General features: G+C 42.6%; 13 protein-coding genes. 4 read left to right on the forward strand and 9 right to left on the reverse strand.

Annotated features, from left to right (window positions below; genetic code table 11):
• Positions 1 to 269 precede the first annotated feature (269 nt).
• Together P7J49_RS08225 and P7J49_RS08230 are read left to right on the forward strand one after the other, a co-directional pair.
• A complete protein-coding gene (locus tag P7J49_RS08225) occupies positions 270 to 944 on the forward strand; it encodes a DNA alkylation repair protein (RefSeq protein ID WP_408570395.1) in 675 nt (224 codons plus the stop codon).
• Between the two features lies 1 nt (position 945).
• The gene (locus tag P7J49_RS08230; RefSeq protein ID WP_408570396.1) at positions 946 to 1,503 is read left to right on the forward strand and encodes a GNAT family N-acetyltransferase; all 558 of its coding nucleotides are present in this window, start codon (positions 946 to 948) and stop codon (positions 1,501 to 1,503) included.
• A 27-nt stretch (positions 1,504 to 1,530) separates the two neighbouring features.
• On the opposite strand, the gene ftsY is transcribed toward P7J49_RS08230, so the two are convergent.
• The 5 genes from ftsY to rnc are packed head-to-tail and all read right to left on the reverse strand — an operon-like array spanning position 1,531 to position 8,637.
• On the reverse strand, positions 1,531 to 2,805 hold the full coding sequence (gene ftsY / locus P7J49_RS08235) for a signal recognition particle-docking protein FtsY (protein WP_408570397.1): 1,275 nt from the start codon (positions 2,803 to 2,805) through the stop codon (positions 1,531 to 1,533).
• A 1-nt stretch (position 2,806) separates the two neighbouring features.
• Entirely contained in the window at positions 2,807 to 3,619 is an 813-nt protein-coding gene (locus P7J49_RS08240; RefSeq protein ID WP_408570398.1) for a Cof-type HAD-IIB family hydrolase, read from the reverse strand.
• Positions 3,609 to 4,418, reverse strand: a complete 810-nt coding sequence (locus tag P7J49_RS08245) for a Cof-type HAD-IIB family hydrolase (protein ID WP_052502422.1) — start codon at positions 4,416 to 4,418, stop codon at positions 3,609 to 3,611. The genes P7J49_RS08240 and P7J49_RS08245 overlap by 11 nt, the downstream gene beginning before the upstream one ends.
• Entirely contained in the window at positions 4,415 to 7,948 is a 3,534-nt protein-coding gene (gene smc, locus P7J49_RS08250) for a chromosome segregation protein SMC (RefSeq protein WP_408570399.1), read from the reverse strand. Before smc ends, P7J49_RS08245 begins: the two co-directional genes overlap by 4 nt.
• A gap of 2 nt (positions 7,949 to 7,950) precedes the next feature.
• Positions 7,951 to 8,637: a ribonuclease III gene (gene rnc / locus P7J49_RS08255; protein ID WP_029944344.1), complete on the reverse strand. Its 687-nt coding sequence runs from the start codon at positions 8,635 to 8,637 to the stop codon at positions 7,951 to 7,953.
• Positions 8,638 to 8,826: 189 nt separating this feature from the next.
• Here rnc and P7J49_RS08260 point away from each other — a divergent pair, with 189 nt between their 5' ends.
• A complete protein-coding gene (locus tag P7J49_RS08260; RefSeq protein ID WP_408570400.1) occupies positions 8,827 to 9,834 on the forward strand; it encodes an acyltransferase family protein in 1,008 nt (335 codons plus the stop codon).
• 174 nt (positions 9,835 to 10,008) lie between these two features.
• On the opposite strand, the gene P7J49_RS08265 is transcribed toward P7J49_RS08260, so the two are convergent.
• Both P7J49_RS08265 and P7J49_RS08270 read right to left on the reverse strand, forming a co-directional pair.
• On the reverse strand, positions 10,009 to 11,049 hold the full coding sequence (locus P7J49_RS08265; protein ID WP_408570401.1) for an ArsR/SmtB family transcription factor: 1,041 nt from the start codon (positions 11,047 to 11,049) through the stop codon (positions 10,009 to 10,011).
• Positions 11,050 to 11,060: 11 nt separating this feature from the next.
• Positions 11,061 to 12,329: an MFS transporter gene (locus P7J49_RS08270; protein ID WP_408570402.1), complete on the reverse strand. Its 1,269-nt coding sequence runs from the start codon at positions 12,327 to 12,329 to the stop codon at positions 11,061 to 11,063.
• Positions 12,330 to 12,601: 272 nt separating this feature from the next.
• Between P7J49_RS08270 and P7J49_RS08275 the strand changes: the two genes are divergently transcribed.
• Complete coding sequence (locus P7J49_RS08275) at positions 12,602 to 14,089, forward strand: DUF1846 domain-containing protein (protein ID WP_408570403.1); 1,488 nt, start codon at positions 12,602 to 12,604, stop codon at positions 14,087 to 14,089.
• A 212-nt stretch (positions 14,090 to 14,301) separates the two neighbouring features.
• Here the strand turns inward: P7J49_RS08275 and P7J49_RS08280 are convergent, their stop codons facing one another.
• Both P7J49_RS08280 and pyk read right to left on the reverse strand, forming a co-directional pair.
• Entirely contained in the window at positions 14,302 to 15,726 is a 1,425-nt protein-coding gene (locus P7J49_RS08280; RefSeq protein WP_172003868.1) for an NADP-dependent glyceraldehyde-3-phosphate dehydrogenase, read from the reverse strand.
• 362 nt (positions 15,727 to 16,088) lie between these two features.
• Entirely contained in the window at positions 16,089 to 17,594 is a 1,506-nt protein-coding gene (gene pyk, locus P7J49_RS08285; RefSeq protein ID WP_408570404.1) for a pyruvate kinase, read from the reverse strand.
• Positions 17,595 to 17,633: the final 39 nt, after the last annotated feature.

Below are 17,633 nucleotides of genomic sequence, written 5' to 3' on the forward strand. Positions count from 1 at the left end.
TCTTTCTAGATACTTTTCATTTTTTAATCAGTTCGATTGTTTTTACTTGACAAAGGGCTTTACATATCAGTCATTTAGTTTATCTTTGATTACTTCGTTAACTCGCTTTGCCGTACTCCACGAAAGTGACTTGCTTCGCATGTCTTATTTCCAACCTAGAACAGCCTCTAGGTTGTTCTAGCAACCTGCACCTCGTTGCCTTGTACTAAAAGCAAACTAAACGACTACATATAAAAACTGGAGCAATCCAGTTTTTTTGGGAGATATTTATGACTGAACTAAACACCATTCTCACCCAACTTGAAGCAGCCAGCCACACTGGCACACTCAAGCGATACGAAAAAATTGGCGAAACTAAGCCCTACTACGGCGTTCCAATGGGAGCTATTTCTGGTATCGCCAAGGCCTATAAAAATCGACTGGACTTGTTTGCCCCACTCTGGCAAACAGGTGTCCTAGAAGCACAATATTTAGCTATTCAAGTTGCAAAAAATAAGCCTGACCAGCTTCCCCAAGCTGATCTAGAGAATTGCCTCAAGGAAGAATTTTCAGTCAATGTCTTAGACAAACTAGCTTCTATCATTCTCAGCAAACGAAAAGACAGTAGGGATTGGGAAGAAACCTTGCTTGCCCAAAAACCAGCCATCTTTCAACGCCTAGGTTGGTTCCTTCGTGCCAAATACTTTGCGGGTAATTCAGCTTCAAATCAAGAAATCGAAGAAACTCTAGACCATATTCACCAGCATTTACAAACCGCAGACTCGCTTATCCAATGGACCATGAACCAATGCTTGGTGGAGATTGCGGTTGCCTATCCCAACTATCTGGAACAAGGCATTGCAATCGGTCAAGAGTTAGCTGTCTATGCGGACATGAAAGTTCCAAAAGGCTGTACTTCTGCCTACGCACCCGACTGGATTGAGGCATTATTGAGGAGGAAATGAGATGCAACATAAAGGAACTCAGATTTTAGAAACAGAACGACTGATTTTACGCCCTTTTCAAGCAAGCGATGTTGAGCCCGTTTTCCAAAACTGGACTTCAGATGAAAAGGTTACCACCTATCTGACCTGGCCAACTCATCAGACAATTCAAGAAACCCAAGACTACATCCAGTTCTGTATCCAATCCTATTCACAGGAAGAAACATACAGGTGGGTAATCGAGCTCAAAGAAAGTCAGCAACCTATTGGAGATATTTCCGTCGTCAGCTTAGATGAGAGAATACAGGCTGCTGAATTAGGTTGGGTGTTAGGTAGCAGGTGGTGGGGCCAAGGTTATATGCCCGAAGCCCTTGAAGCAGTCACTCACTTTCTGCTGGAGGAAGTGGGCTGTTTACGGATTACAGCTGTTCACGATAGTGAAAATCGTCCTTCTGGTCGTGTCATGGAAAAAGTCGGTATGACCTACGAAGGCACTCTCCGCCAAGCCGCTCGAAACAATCGTGGCTTTGTGGACATTGCAGTTTACTCCCTACTGAATTCAGATAGAAAAAGTCGCTAGTTTTTCAACTAACGACTTTTTTCAATATTACACCAATCCCTCTAAAAGTCCACGCATGAACTCTTCGGATTTGAATTCTCCGATGTCATCAATTTTCTCACCGAAACCAATCAGCTTGACTGGAATATCCAGTTCCTGACGGATGGCAAGGACGACACCACCCTTAGCTGTACCGTCCAGTTTGGTCAAGACCAGACCTGTCAATGGAGTAATTTTTGCAAATTCCTTGGCTTGACTAAGGGCGTTTTGACCTGTGGAGGCATCCAGTGCTAAGAGGGTTTCATGTGGTGCATCAGGCAGAGTCCGTTTGATGATGCGACCGATTTTTTCCAGCTCTGCCATGAGGTTTTCTTTATTTTGCAAGCGACCTGCTGTGTCAATCATGAGAATATCCACGCCTTCTGCCACAGCACTTTTTACCCCATCAAAGACCACACTGGCTGGGTCTGACTTTTCAGGACCCGTGACCACAGGCACATCGACACGGCGACCCCACTCGACCAGCTGGGCTACCGCACCCGCACGGAAGGTGTCCGCTGCGACCAACATGACCTTCTTGCCAGCCTGCTTGTACTTGTAGGCTAACTTACCGATAGAGGTCGTCTTCCCAACGCCGTTGACACCGACAAAGAGCATGACTGTCAAATCATCTTGGAAATTGATTTGCTCGCTGAATTGACCATCTTTTTCGTAAATATCCACCAATTTTTCGATGATAACACGACGGAGTTCATCTGTCTTCTTGGCATTTTGTAGCTTGGCTTCATAGCGGAGCTCCTCTGTCAGCGTAGAGGCAACCTGCACACCTACGTCTGACAAAATCAGCATTTCTTCCAACTCTTCGAAAAATTCTTCATCAACCGAGCGGAAGTTGGCAAAGAATTCATTGAGCCTTGCCCCAAAGCCTGTACGGGTCTTTTTCAAGGTCCGCTGGTACTTGTCCTGCTCACTTTCTTGCTCTACTGGAACAACTTCCTCAACAGGATCTTCCTTGACCTTTGTTTGAATAGCAGGGTCAAAGCCTTGTTCCTGCGCTTCCTTCACTCGAGCCGCAGCGGCTTCTTTGGCTGCATAATATTGAGCCATCATGTCTAAGGTCCGTTGTTTCTGAGCTTCCTGCTCGGCAGTCAATTCAGGCTCTACTACTTCAGACTGGAACTTTTCCGTTTCTTGAGTAGCTGACTCAACTTCAGTAGTTACAGTATCTTCGCTTGAAGCCGACTGCTCCGTTTCTACTTCTTCAACAAGAGCAACTTGCTCCTCTTGTTTTTCTTGTCCAAATAATCGATCAAATAATCCCATACTAGTCCTCATTCAATACATAGTGCTCGATGGCCCAAGCAATGCCATCTTCATCATTGGTTTTTGGCAAGACAAGTTTTGCCGCAGACTTGATTTCATCAGTCGCATTCGCCATGGCAACACCTAAACCAGCCCATTCAATCATCGAAAGATCATTTCCTTCATCGCCACAAGCCATAACTTCTGACTGATCAATCCCCAGATGTCCAATCAACTTAGCCAAACCATTTGCCTTGTGAACACCTTTTGGACTCCATTCGAGCAGAATATCACGCGATTTGAAAATCTCGAAGCGCTCGTGAAGTTCCGCAGGAATTTTTGGAATTTGTTCATCCAAAAAGTCTGCTGCCACAGCTGAAACTGCCTTATTGTAGACAAAATCTTCTGGCATTTCCTCATCGCTTGCCACAATTTTATTAAGCAATGGATTACAAGTTAGATAAAGTGATTCATGGGCTGATGGTAGAGAATAGACATCGCCACCATAGAGAATATCCAGAGGCAGGTCTAAATCATTTGTCACACGACGGATGGTGCGCACATCTTCAATGGTGAAGCCAACCTTATCCAAAACTCGACCTGTATTTTCCTGTACTAGACCACCGTTAAATGTAATCGAATATTGATTCTCCCCTAGCAGATCTAGTTCTTCTAGAAAAGTACCGATAGCTTGTAAAGGACGCCCTGTTGTCAGAACTACATAAACTCCACGCTCACGCGCTGCCTGCAAGGCCTTTTTATTAGCTTCTGAAATCCGTTTGTCCGATGTCAGAAGTGTTCCATCTAAATCCAATGCAATCAACTTAATTGCCATTTACTTCCTCCTCTAAATAGGCTAATACTGCTCCATCATTGCAATGACCAATAATAGAATCTGCCTTGGCCTTCACGTCCTCTCTTGCATTTTCTGTCGCAAGAGCCAGACCTGCAAAGTCAAACATATCTAAATCATTTTGATTATCACCAAATGCCACTACATCCTGACTGGTAATTCCAAAATGAGCACAGAGATGGCTCAATCCAACTGATTTATTTGAACCATTTGGAATTATATCAATATTGTCAAAACCAGTTGTCATGGCCGTTACACCTTCAAATGTATCATTTAACCATCGTCTGGCATCGTCCATTTCCTCAGGAGAAAATTTGGCATTGATTTTTATAATCTCTTCTCGAACTTCTTCAAATGTGTCTACCAATCGAAAATGTGCGTAATAATTCGTCATCGCTTCTAAAAACTGAGGCTCAGCATTTTTTAATAAATAAAAGTTTTCGAGTCCAGACAGCACCATGGACTGACTGCTACCAAAGGGACCTGCATCAATACCCGCGATAATCGGCAGATAGATTTCAGGACTAATTGGATCATCCATAAAGATAGTCTGCCCCTGATATTCAACGATTGAACCATTTTCTGCCACAAAACCGATTTCATCTACAAAATCTTCAAAAACAAGTTTCAGGCTTTGCATAGATCGCCCACTTGCTGCCACAAATAAATAACCTTTTTCCTTAAACTGATTCAGTATACGACGAAACCGTTCCTTATCAAAACTATGGTCTTCTCGTAAAAAGGTACCATCCATATCACTGGCGTAAATTTTGTTAATCATAATTTCTCCACATCTTTCAGTTTGACCGACACAATCTTGGACACGCCAGATTCCTGCATGGTCACCCCATACATGGCATCTGCCGCCGCCATAGTCCCTTTTCGGTGGGTCACGACGATAAATTGACTGTCCTTATCAAAGCGATTGAGATAGTCACCAAAACGTTTGACATTTGCCTCATCCAAGGCTGCCTCCACCTCATCGAGAATTACAAAAGGAATGGTCTTAACACGGATAATGGAAAATAGCAGAGCGAGGGCCGAAAGGGCTTTTTCGCCACCTGACATAAGATTGAGAGATTGAATTTTCTTACCCGGAGGTTGAACTGAAATCTCCACACCCGCAGTCAATAGGTCACCTTCTGTCAAAATCAAATCCGCTGAACCACCGCCAAACATTTGTTTGAATGTCTGCTTAAAGCTTTCACGAATAGCTTCAAAAGTAACCTTGAAGCGCTCTTTGACTTCATCATCCATCTCGTGGATAGTATCTAGTAGTAAATCACGCGCCGACAAAATATCTGTCCGTTGCTCATTGAGGAAGGTAAGGCGATTATTAACCTCGTCATACTGCTCAATAGCATCCAAATTGACTGGACCTAAAGCACGAATAGCTCTTTCTAGGTCTTTGAGGCTTTGTTCAGCAACTGCAAGATTCTCAACTTCCTTGGCCTGAGACTGGGCAGCTTCAAAACTCAATTTAAAATGCTCGGTCAAATTACCAAGTAAAGTCCGTAATTTATCGCCCGCTTGCTCACAATCCGCCTCTAACTTAGCCTGCTTACGAATCAAATCATCATTCTTAGTCCGAGCTTGTTGCAATCTTTCTTCCAAGTCTTCAAACTGGCCATCAATATCTTCCAATTCAAACTTTAAGCGAATTAGAATCTGATTGGTCTGGTTCTGCTTATCAGATGCGGCCTGCAATTGTTCTTCAAGAATCTCAATACTAGTATCTTCAAGAGCTTCTAGCTTCTGGTCAATCATATCCTCTAAAAGAGAAATTTCCTTATCTGCAACCACTTTTTCTTCTTGCAAACGTCTCAAATCTGTCTGTTCAAAACGAAGTTGGCTAGTCAGTTCAGCCTGTTCCAAAGTTAGTTGACCCTTCTGAGTCTGTAGTTTCTGCAAGCTTTCTTGAATACTGTCGCGATTATCACGAACTTGATTGATTTGTTGATCCAAGGCTAGTTTTTTCTCATTCAAGGCTTGGACATTTACTTCTTCCTTAGCAGCAGCCTCTTCTAGCTCAGTCAAAATGGTCGGACTAACCTGACTCATTTGCAGGTCATACTGGGCTGATAGCTGAGCCAGTCTATTTTCTGCCTGTTCCTGATGAATCCTTGCGCTCTGCTGGTTCAATCTAGCTTCTTCCCCCTCCGCCTTAATCGTTTCCAAGGCTTCTCTGGTCTGGTCTAGACCTGCCTTCTTAGTCGCAACCAAGCTTTCTTGCTCCTGCAACTGACTAGACAGCTCTGCTATTTCTCCTAAAAGGGCGTCTAATTCCGGCTTGATGAAAGTCGTGTTATTATTCCGATTGCTCCCTCCAGCAAAGGCACCACCAGGACGGATTTCCGCTCCATCCATGGTCACCATACGCACTTGAAACTTGGTTGCCCGCGCTGCCTGATTGGCATGGTCAATGGTATCAAAAATCGCGATAGTGCCTAGCAAATTTTGGAAAATCGCATCTAAATTTGGCTGATAAGTCACCAAATCACTTGCAAGCCCCAAGAATCCTTCTGAAGATTCTAGTAAAGAGACTTGCTGTCCAGAAAGCTGACGTGGCTTGATAGTTGTTAGAGGTAAGAAGGTTGCCCGTCCTTGCCGTTTTTCTTTCAAAAATGCGATAGCTCGTTTAGCAGTCGCTTCATCTTCAACGATGACGTTTTGACTAGCACCTCCAAGAGCAATTTCCAAAGCCGTTTGGTAACGAGTATCAAAGGTCAATTGTTCACTGACTGCTCCAATAATTCCTCCTAAGCTTGGTGCCGCCTGTAAGACAGCCTTAACCCCTGCGTAAAAATTGGAATGATTTTTTAAAATAGCTTCCAAACTAGACTGGCGAGCCTGCTTGCCTTTCAACTGATCCAGCAAATCAAACAAGCGACCTTGTTCAGCCTGATAAGCAGTCTGGGTTTGATCCAATTCCGATTTTTTGGTCTGATAGCTCTCAAGTAACTGGCGTAACACGTGATCAGCTTCTTCTAAACTTTTCCGACTCTTATCAAGTACTTCTTGAGCTGTTTGTTTTTCCGTCTGCAAGCGTGCCAAGTCCTCAGATTTACTCTCAGAAAGACTGATTTGATTGGCAATATCCTGCTGAATCTTGGTCAGACTGTTTGAAGCTTCCGCTTCCTCCTGCATGAGGGCAACATACTGCTCACGCAGATGATCCAAAACCTGATCAGGATCTTCTGAAAAGTAGGAAATTTCTTTGTCTACCGCAGCAATATCGCCTTTCAAGCTAGACAAGGAACTATCTAATTGCGCAAGTATTTCTTGCTTTTGCTCAATCTGTTCTGCCAACTGCTCTCGTCGAGTCAACAATTTTTCCAAACGCGCCTGCGCTTCTTGACGACTTGATTCGTTTTGACTAGATTCCAGTTTATGGACCTCAATTTTTCGCTCTAAATCACTGATTAACTTGGTCAAATCCAACAGAACTGCCTGTTCACGCTCCAATTGTTCTGACAGGCGGTGGCGCTTCTCCTTCAAGTTCTGATTTTCTTGCTCCAGCTCAGAACGCTGTTTGTAGTAGCTAGTCAATTCAGTTTTGACAGACTCTAGTTCGGCTTCTTTTTCCGATAACTTTTCCTTACCAAGCGACAACTGAGCCACCAAAACATCTAAGTATAATTCCTTACGTTGACCATCTAATTCTAGAAATTTCTTAGCAGTTTGTGCCTGTTTCTCCAATGGTTTGACCTGATTATCCAGTTCATAGATAATATCGTCCAAGCGGTCCAAATTCCCTTGAGCCTGAGCCAGCTTACTTTCTGTTTCTTTCTTACGGGTCTTGTATTTTAAGACCCCTGCCGCCTCTTCAAAAATAGCACGGCGTTCCTCAGGTTTGGAATTGAAAATTGCTTCGACCCGCCCTTGTGAAATAATCGAGAATGAATCACGGCCCAAGCCAGTATCCATGAAAAGATCATGAATATCCCGTAGACGAACCTTTTTCCCATCAATCAAGTACTCACTATCACCAGAACGATAAATGTGGCGTTCAACCTTAATTTCCTTAGCCTTATCCGCGATAAATCCGCTAGAATTATCCAAGGTCACGACAACTGAGGCATAGTTAAGAGCCTTGCGGCTTTCCGTTCCTGCAAAGATAACATCGGGCATCTTGCCTCCACGTAGGCTTTTAGCAGACGACTCTCCCAAGGCCCAACGTAGACTTTCTGTAATATTGGACTTGCCAGAACCATTCGGCCCTACAACAGCAGTCACTCCACGGTCAAAGACGACTTTGGTCTTATCCGCAAAGGACTTAAAGCCCTGCATTTCAATTGATTTTAGATACATACCTATCCTCTAGCCTCCACAGCATTTTTGGCGGCGGCTTGTTCAGCTAATTTCTTAGAGCGACCACGACCACGACCAATCACACGCTGATCAGCAGATACCTCCACTTCAAAGGTCTTATCATGGGCAGGACCAGACTCAGCTATTACTTGATACGAAATAGCAATCTCACCATTGACCTGCAAAATTTCCTGCAAAGCAGTCTTATAGTCGGTCACGCGCTCAAAATTCCCTTTTTCTAAACGAGGAATCATGACCTTATGGATAAATTCCTCCACGGTCTTTTCCCCTTTGTCCAATAGCAGAGCTCCTAAGAACGCCTCGAAAGCATCTCCTAAAATGGTATCGCGATTGCGTCCCCCAGACTTCTCTTCCCCCTTACCAAGACGAAGAAACCGATCAAAACCACAAGCTCGTGAAAAACCAGCCAAAGACTCCTCACGTACAAAGGTCGAACGCAACTTGGACATCTCACCTTCGGGGCTATCAGGATATTTTTGATAGAGATATTTGGAAATCATCAACTGGAGAACAGCGTCTCCTAAAAATTCCAAGCGTTCATTATGTGAAATTTTTAGAAGGCGATGCTCATTGGCATAAGAAGTATGGGTAAAAGCCGTTTCTAATAAATTCAAATCCGAAAAATCAATCCCAAAATCAGCCAATAATTTTGCACGTAAATCTTTCATCTATATGCTCCTTTCTAACTTAAACGAAATAGATGGTTTACATTTACTCCGTCCTAACATTATACCATATTTTCCACTGGACTTCTCTTGTCAACTAAGTTTCAGCCAGCACCTCTCCACATCTTTTTGCAAACATTTACATATTCATCAGATTTCGATAAAATAGAAGAAAAAAAGAAAAACGTTAGCATGCAAAATAAGACAAAACCACTCAATACATCACTACTCTCCCTCATCCAGTTCATCGGAGCCATTCTCGTTATCGCCCTCCATTGCCGCAGGTTATTTGAAGCAGACCAGCTCCACTTCATCCAAAAATCAATCTTTAGCCGCATGGTCGTCCCCTACTTCATGGTCACCGCCAGCTTCTTCCTCCGACATAACTACTCTAGTCTCTCCAAACAATACCTCATCCGCTACAGCAAACAATACTTGACCTGGTCCGCCCTCTACCTGCCCTTCTACCTCATCTACCTAACACTCCAAGAAATCCCCTTCCCCTACTATCCCCTCGCACTCCTAGTCGGACTGACCTACACCGGCACCAGCTACCAACTCTGGTACATGCCCGCCTTCTTGCTAGGACTTGTCCTCGTCCATTTTTCCTTGGAGAAATGGGGCTGGCGCATCACAGCTTGTCTAGCCTGCCTTCTCTATCTCCTAGGCTCAGTCGAAACCTACTCCTCCTACCTAGCAGAATCGATTTTCCTGACCGCATTTGACAGCTACAAAACCTTCTTTTTCACCAGCCGCAACGGCCTCTTCTACGCACCGATTTTTGTCCTGACAGGCTTTTATCTAGCCGACAAACTCAATCACCCCATTTTCCAATACCGACAAAAAAACAAACTACTTGTCTGCACAGCCCTTTTAGCCTTTGAAGCCACTATCATCTATCTCAATCAGGGCTACGACAAGAACTTTCTATTTAGCCTGATTCCATTCACAGCCTATCTAGTCGCCTGGACCCTAACCACAGACCTCTTCCGCAAGAAAAAATTTCAATTTCTAAAAGAATACGCCAGCTATTATTATTTTATCCATGTTATCCCAGTGGAAATCAGCTTTTTCTTCCTAGAAACTAGTTCCCTGACCAAAATACAGCAAGGTTGGCTGGTTTTCTTTATCACCATCATCACTTGCCAACTGCTCAGCTGGTTAATCATTAATACTCAAAGAAAATCAAAAACAGACTAGCTCCAACAGTCTGGGAATAGACTGTTGGAGGTCGGAAATTAGACGAACTTGGTTCGTGACCGTAAGATGTGGATAGAACTGAAGTTCATCAAATCAAGTCAACAACGTCTGATTTTGATTTTCGAAGAGTATAAGCACAAAAGAACCTTGTAAGATCTAACTTACAAGGCTTTTTTACAAATCAAAATCGTCTTTCAACTTGTCAATCACCTGTTGGAGCAGGTCGCGATTGACACTGTATTTGACATCGCTATCTTTGGTATTAAAGAGAAGCAGGTCGCCGTTAATCAGCTTTTGGGTGTGGAAGGACACCGCTGCCCCTGTAATAGACAGGCGTTCTGCAATATCCTTGCTCTTGGCATAGGGCTTGGTCAACTCTACCAAAACTTGGTAACGCGTACTATCGCTAATGACTTTAAGAGCCGTTGTCAAATCGTCCAGATCCAGCTCATCATTCGACAGCATAATCTGGTCAATTCGACAGGAAGCCAGCAAAGCAACCTTCATAGTGTCAAACTGCTCATTGCCGTAATAGGCAAACCAATAATTCCAAGGGCTGAGAACGAAGAATTGGGCTGTTTCCACTCCTAAAGCATCCAAGCCAGTCATGGACAACTGTTTGGAATCTCGATAGAGTTTTTCAATGTCAAATTCCTGAGCAAATTCTTCCCGCTCCGCCCTTGCCTGCTCAAAGTAGGGCTGGTAGATAGGAAGCATCTTGTCCAAGAGAGTGACAGACCGCTCAACAGTTTCCAAAGGATTGCGAATAGCCAGTGACCAGTACCACTTATCTGCTGGCTTTTTATCCGTTTTTTCCAAGAGTTCCATGAGGCTGAGGTCCTTCTCGCGATGACCTTCATTTTCTGATGCCAACATGGTCCGCATAGCCTCTTCTACTTCTTCTTGAGACAGCTTTACAATCAACTGACAGGCTTCCTCAACCGTCTTTGGATCCTGCCCATCATTCAAGAGATAGAAATAAAGACTATGCAAAATGTTAAAGATATGTCCCCAGACAAAGACTTGATTGGCTTCCTGACGAAAATCTGCCAACTTTTCTTCAATCTCATCACGAATGTCCAAGGCATCTTTGAGAATGTCTCTTTCTTTCTGTGACAAATCCGCCTCAATCGGTTCCTCATGTTCCGTGACAATTAAAGGAATAAAGAATTTTTCGACAATCTCGCTTCTATAATCTCGGTAATCTAATTTCATACACAAACTTTCTAAACTTGAGCTACTTCATTTTTAGGTTTATGACCCACAAGAATAGTATAGCTTACTAGTCCCACAGAAAGCAAGAGGAAGATAAGGGAAATACTGGTCGGAGACAGGAACATTACCATCAATGACACCAAGGCTTGGCCTGCTACCATACCAATCTGACAGAAGGCATCAATCCCACCACCGACTGTCGCCAATTTATCTTCAGGTAGTTCGTTCAACACAAGGGCATTCATTTTAGGATTGAAAATTCCCAAGGTCATTGCCGTTACGAAGAGAACAGCTAGCACCATGTAGATATTGTGAAGAAAAATCCCTGAAAAAAGTAAAACAGGCATAAGAGTAGAGAACTTGAGCAGGTTGATTAGGCTGACATTTTTAAATGCTGCCATACCCAAGCTTGAACCCAAAATACTACCAACTGAGAAGAGAATGGAAATCAAAGCCACAGTTGTCCCTGCATTGACAATGACAAAATCTGAAAACTCCTTCATATTTAAAACCACCAAGGGAGAGAGAGCTGTAAAGATGGCATTCAAGCTAGCAATGGTGATGATTGACGCTTTAAGTACGGGAATATTCTGCACAGCTTGGTAAGATTCTTTGATACTCTGACCAATTCCTTTGACAATCCCAGCTTCCGTTTCTACTTGCTCGGCTTGCTGGATAGGATTTTCTTTCAGCAATTTAGCAAAAGTTGGACGAAGAATTACCATAATAGCAAGGCTGACCATGAAGGTCCCTGCATTGAAAAAGGCAAGTTGTTGATAGGACATAAAACCAATCAGGATGGCTCCACTAGCTTGAAAGGCAATTTGCAAGAGCGATTTGACAGTCATCTTGAAGGCCATGGCTGTTTCGCGGTCCTCTGCTGCCACAACCCGCAGGCTGACAGGCAGATAAAGACCATTCTCATATTGACCCGACAAATCAGACAAGAAGTTGATGACACATACGACTGCTACAATCCAAAGGGCTGGTGCAAAGCCCATTAAGAGACCAACAAGGGCATAGAGACCAACACGAACCAGCAGGGTTGCAAGAATAGTATCCAATTTATTTTTCGTCTTGTCTGCCCAAATCCCGATAAAAAGTCCAGCCAAAATCGGCAAGGTTTCAGAAGCCGTAATCATAGCCAAGGCAAACTTGGTATCTGGTAGAAACAAGACATAGTTCATCAAAGCTAGGTAGTAAAGCGTGTCTCCAAAGTTGGAAATCAAGTCTGCCACAAAGCTAGATAGGAATAATGTATTGTTGATTAGTTTTTTCATAAACATCTCCTTAAACATCAATTAAATATTTGTTTAATGTTATTTTACACTTTATTTCAATAAAGTCAATACTTAATTTTATAAAAATTAAATATTTTTTAAACATTTGTTTAATTTTTCTTCTAACTGACTTTTTCTTGACAAGATGAGCACAGTTTGTTATAGTATTGTTCGGGCACCTCTTTTGAGAGGTCGGAGAAAAGGCTCCCTAATTTTAGGGAGCTATTTTTGTTTTTCCCAGAAAACATTACACATTTGGAGGACTTATTGAGATGAAGAAAATCGCATTTGATTCAAATAAATATTTGAATTTGCAACGTGACCATATTTTAGAACGAATTACTCAGTTTGAAGGCAAGCTCTATATGGAATTTGGTGGAAAGATGCTGGAAGATTTCCACGCAGCCCGTGTTTTACCTGGCTATGAACCAGATAACAAAATCAAACTCCTCCAAGAGTTAAAAGACCAAGTAGAAATCGTCATCGCCATCAATGCCAGCAACATCGAACATTCTAAGGCACGTGGTGACTTGGGTATTTCTTATGACCAAGAAGTCTTCCGCTTGATTGATACCTTCAATGATATTGATATTTACGTTGGTTCTGTCGTCATTACCCAATACCGCAACCAACCAGCCGCAGATGCCTTCCGCAAGCAGTTGGAAAAACATGGTATCAAGTCCTACCTCCACTACCCAATCAAGGGCTATCCTTCTGATATTGACCACATTATCTCACCAGAAGGTATGGGTAAAAATGACTACATCGAAACTAGTCGCAATCTCGTCGTTGTCACCGCACCTGGACCTGGTTCAGGTAAATTAGCGACTTGTATCTCCCAACTTTACCACGACCAACTGCGTGGCGTCACATCTGGCTATGCTAAGTTTGAAACCTTCCCAGTGTGGAACTTACCACTCCACCATCCCGTTAACTTAGCCTATGAAGCTGCAACTGCCGACCTGGACGACCTCAACATGATTGACCCCTTCCACCTGCAAACCTACGGCAAAACTGCGGTCAACTACAACCGTGATATCGAGGTCTTCCCTGTCCTCAACCGTACCTTTGAACGCATTTTGAACAAATCACCATACGCCTCACCGACAGACATGGGGGTTAACATGGTGGGCTATTCCATCGTGGACGAGGAAGCGGCTATCGAAGCGTCCAAGCAAGAAATCATCCGCCGCTACTATCAGACTCTAGTTGATTTCAAGGCAGAGCGGGTGAGCGAGCAAGCAGTTAAAAAGATTGAACTCCTCATGAATGAAGTCGGTGTGACGCCAGCCGATCGTAAGGTTGTTATCGCTGCACGCGAAAAAGCAGAGCTGACAGCCAGCCCTGCCCTAGCTATTCAGTTGCCAAATGGAGAGATGGTAACAGGTAAGACATCCGACCTCCTCAAACCAACTGCAACTGTCCTTCTTAATGCCATCAAGCAAATCGCACAAATCGATGATGAAATACTTCTTATCGAACCAAACTACATCCGTCCAATTCAAGAATTGAAAGCAGATTATTTGGATAAAAATAATACTCGTTTGGATGCCAGCGAAATCCTCAACGCCCTTGCCATCACCGCACAAGACAGCCCTCTTGCTGCACGTGCCATGAAAGAATTGGGGCAATTAAATGGTAGCGAAGCCCATTCGACTGTAATCCTATCCGATGAAGATAAGAGTGTCCTTCGTAAATTAGGCATCAATCTTACCTTTGATCCTATCTACCAACACAATAAGTTTTATCAAGCTAAATAACCAAATCCTGTTCTAATCTCATTTTGAGGTTGGAACTTTTTTCGTGAATGAATGGTTGCCTGTATATGCCTGTATATAAGAAAAAAAGGCTGGGACAAAAGTCCTGGCCTCCTTAGTTTTTTTCAATAGATAGACTTGACGCAGTGGTTGAGTGGGCTAACGACTCATCGAACCCTGCGGGTTACCGATTTTTGTCCCACTCCCTCATTATTTTATTGAACGTCAAATACCACTGACTTCACTTTAGTCATCGCTTCGATACTGTAACGGATACCTTGTACACCTGCTCCTGAACCCTTGACCCCCAAGAACGGGAAGTTATCTGGACCACGTTGGGTTTTGGCATTGATATGAACCGTACCAACTTCTAATTTAGAAGCAAAATCAAAAGCAAATGGATAGTTGCTTGTAAAGATAGAAGATTGAAGACCATACTCAGACTGGTTACACAATTCCAACATTTCATCCAATGTTGAAACACGAATAATTGGAAGAACTGGTCCAAATGGCTCTTCCCATGCAATTTCCATATCTGGTGTAACATGGTCAAGAAGGGTTGGCCAAATCAAGTTTTTCTCACGTTTGTATGGTGTCAATTCAATTGCACCTTTTGCCTGAGCATCTCGAACTAGGCCTTCAATAAATTCTGCTGATTGTTCGTCAATAACTGGCGTAATATCCTTGTTCTCAAATGGATCACCGACAGTCAATTTCTCAACTTCTGCTTTCAACTTCGCAGCCAATTCATCAGCTACAGAATCCATAACAAGAACACGCTTAATAGCCGTACAACGTTGACCTGAATAGCTGTAGGCACCACTTACAATTTCTTTTGCAGTGTGGTCCAAATCCGCATCTTCCATAACAACTGCTGCATCCTTACCACCCAACTCAAGCATGATTGGACGAATGCCTGCTAATTTACCAACTTTTTGTCCAATTGGCGTTGAACCCGTAAAGTTAATGAAGTTTACTTCTGGATGTTCAATGATGTAGTCACCAATTTCTGAACCGCGACCAGTAATGGTATTAAAGACACCCGCTGGGATACCAGCATCGGCAAAGGCTTCCGCCAACAATAGACCTGAAATTGAACCCTGTGTAGGTGGTTTAAACATAACTACGTTGCCACCAATTAAAGCAGGTGCAATTTTTGATGCCGATAAGTTAACAGGGTAGTTATACGGTGCAATCGCCAATACGATACCTACTGGCTCTCGGCGAACCAAAGAAACCTTTGACTTAGCAGTTGGCTCGTAGGTTCCACCCTCTAATGATGAACCATAAACACGCAAGCCTTCTTCAGCAGCAAAACGAATGAGGTGGGCAGAACGATCCACTTCACCAATTGATGCCTTAATACCTTTTGAAACTTCTTTTGCTAAAATTTCACCAATAGCATCCTTACGCTCTTCCAAAATATTGGCAGCTTTGTGCAAATATTGAGCACGTTCAAATGCTGACAAGGCACGCCAAGCAGGTAATGCCTTTCTAGCAGCTTCCATTGCCTGATCAACTTCTTCTTTTGACATAGCAGGTACTGTACCAAGTTTTTCTTGATTAATCGGTGAGTGAATCGCGATTGATTTTTCTGATCCAACCCAAGAACCGTTAATATAATTATTATACGCCTTCATTTCTTCCTCCTTTGAGTATAATGTGATAATTGTAACACATTGAAATGAATTTTGCAATAATTTTTAGAAAATTTCAAATTTTCTTTCAAATTAATTTCAATCTTCAAAGTATTTTAAGTCGTATATCTCAAAAAATATATGGGCGCCTCTATAAACTCCCAAAATTGCGAATTTGGAGTTACTAAAGTCTTGTTAAATCAATATATTAAATTTTAGAAAATTAGTTTTTAGAGGTCCCCATATATATTGCTTTAAACATCAAAAATGAGAGAACGAATTTCGTCCTCTCTAGGTGTTAGCTTTTCGTCTCCCCACTACAGTTGACATAATCACGACAAAAAGGTCCAAGAGGACCTTTTTGATTATTTTACTGTACGAACACGCATAGTGTTTGTTGAACCTGCAACACCTACAGGCACACCAGCAACGATAACAATATCATCTCCTGCTTCAACAAGACCTTGTTCTTTGGCAATGCGTTCAGCCAAATCAAACATATCGTCAGTTGAATCTGGACGGTTTGTTACAACCGGGATAACACCCCAGTTAAGCATCAATGATTTTTGTACTTTCTCAGTAAATGTTACTGCCAAGATGTCAGCATCTGGACGGTATTTAGAGATTGAACGAGCTGAGTAACCAGTTTCAGTAACTGTTACAACCAACTTGATGTTCATTGAGTGACAAGCATCTTTTACTGCAGATGCAATAACTTCTGTTTTAGATGCACGGTCAAAGTGATCAGAGTTCAAACGACCGTATTCGTTAAGAAGAGTTTGTGCATTTTTAGCAATAGTTGCCATTGTACGAACTGATTCAACTGGATATTTACCGTTTGCAGACTCACCTGAAAGCATTGTTGCGTCAGTACCGTCGATAACTGCGTTGAATACGTCAGATACTTCAGAACGAGTTGCACGTGGTTTTTCAGTCATTGTTTCCAACATGTTTGTTGCTGTGATAACTGCTTTACCAGCTGCATTCACTTTAGTGATAATCATTTTTTGGTAAACTGGAACCATTTCAAATGGTACTTCGATACCCATGTCACCACGAGCAATCATGATACCATCTGAAGCTTCAATGATTTCATCAATATTGTCGATACCTTGTTGGTTTTCGATTTTTGAGAACAATTGAACGTGCTCATTACCAGTTTCTTTAAGAATGTTACGAACTTCTTCAACATCTTTTGCTGAACGAACGAATGAAATGGCGATGAAGTTCAAACCTTGTTCCAAACCGAAACGGATATCTGCATTATCACGCTCTGCAAGAGCTGGGAAAGGAATTTTAGTATAAGGAATGTTTACACCTTTTTGTTTAGCGATAACACCGTCGTTTTCAACTTCAACAACAAATTCACGTTTTTCAGCATCTTTTTCGATGACTTTAAGACCAAGTTTACCGTCGTCAACAAGAATTTGTTTACCAACTTCAACATCGTCAAATACATCAAGTGCACCTGCAACGTTCAAAGCGATTACTTCTCTAGTTGATTGAATACCTTGTTTAGTAGCTACGCGAAGAACATCACCTGTTTTGTATGAATATTCTTTAGCATCGTCAGCAAACAACTCAGTACGGATTTCTGGACCTTTTGTATCCAACAAGAAACCAACTTTTTTACCAGCAATTTCTTCCGCACGACGTACAGTTGCCATACGCTCACCTTGCTCTTTGTGGTCACCATGTGAGAAGTTGAAACGGAATACGTTTGCACCTTCAGTGATCAATTGAGCAATTTTCTGTGCTGATGCTTCAACATCAAGGTTTTCTCCCCAATAACCATCATCACCGAATTTTTTTCCACCACGGATTTCTACCGCAGGTCCGAGGGTTGCAACGATTTTAACACGTTTATTCATCTTAACAAAACTCCTTTATATTTAATGGTCTTTTGAATG

Origin of the sequence: Streptococcus suis, assembly GCF_046032515.1 — a bacterium.
Classification (GTDB): domain Bacteria; phylum Bacillota; class Bacilli; order Lactobacillales; family Streptococcaceae; genus Streptococcus; species Streptococcus suis_AL.

Coding starts and splice junctions, on each gene's coding strand:
- P7J49_RS08225 (WP_408570395.1), top strand. CDS start 270: ATGACTGAACTAAACACCATTCTCACCCAACTTGAAGCAGCCAGCCAC.
- P7J49_RS08230 (WP_408570396.1), top strand. CDS start 946: ATGCAACATAAAGGAACTCAGATTTTAGAAACAGAACGACTGATTTTA.
- ftsY (WP_408570397.1), bottom strand. CDS start 2,805: ATGGGATTATTTGATCGATTATTTGGACAAGAAAAACAAGAGGAGCAA.
- P7J49_RS08240 (WP_408570398.1), bottom strand. CDS start 3,619: ATGGCAATTAAGTTGATTGCATTGGATTTAGATGGAACACTTCTGACA.
- P7J49_RS08245 (WP_052502422.1), bottom strand. CDS start 4,418: ATGATTAACAAAATTTACGCCAGTGATATGGATGGTACCTTTTTACGA.
- smc (WP_408570399.1), bottom strand. CDS start 7,948: ATGTATCTAAAATCAATTGAAATGCAGGGCTTTAAGTCCTTTGCGGAT.
- rnc (WP_029944344.1), bottom strand. CDS start 8,637: ATGAAAGATTTACGTGCAAAATTATTGGCTGATTTTGGGATTGATTTT.
- P7J49_RS08260 (WP_408570400.1), top strand. CDS start 8,827: ATGCAAAATAAGACAAAACCACTCAATACATCACTACTCTCCCTCATC.
- P7J49_RS08265 (WP_408570401.1), bottom strand. CDS start 11,049: ATGAAATTAGATTACCGAGATTATAGAAGCGAGATTGTCGAAAAATTC.
- P7J49_RS08270 (WP_408570402.1), bottom strand. CDS start 12,329: ATGAAAAAACTAATCAACAATACATTATTCCTATCTAGCTTTGTGGCA.
- P7J49_RS08275 (WP_408570403.1), top strand. CDS start 12,602: ATGAAGAAAATCGCATTTGATTCAAATAAATATTTGAATTTGCAACGT.
- P7J49_RS08280 (WP_172003868.1), bottom strand. CDS start 15,726: ATGAAGGCGTATAATAATTATATTAACGGTTCTTGGGTTGGATCAGAA.
- pyk (WP_408570404.1), bottom strand. CDS start 17,594: ATGAATAAACGTGTTAAAATCGTTGCAACCCTCGGACCTGCGGTAGAA.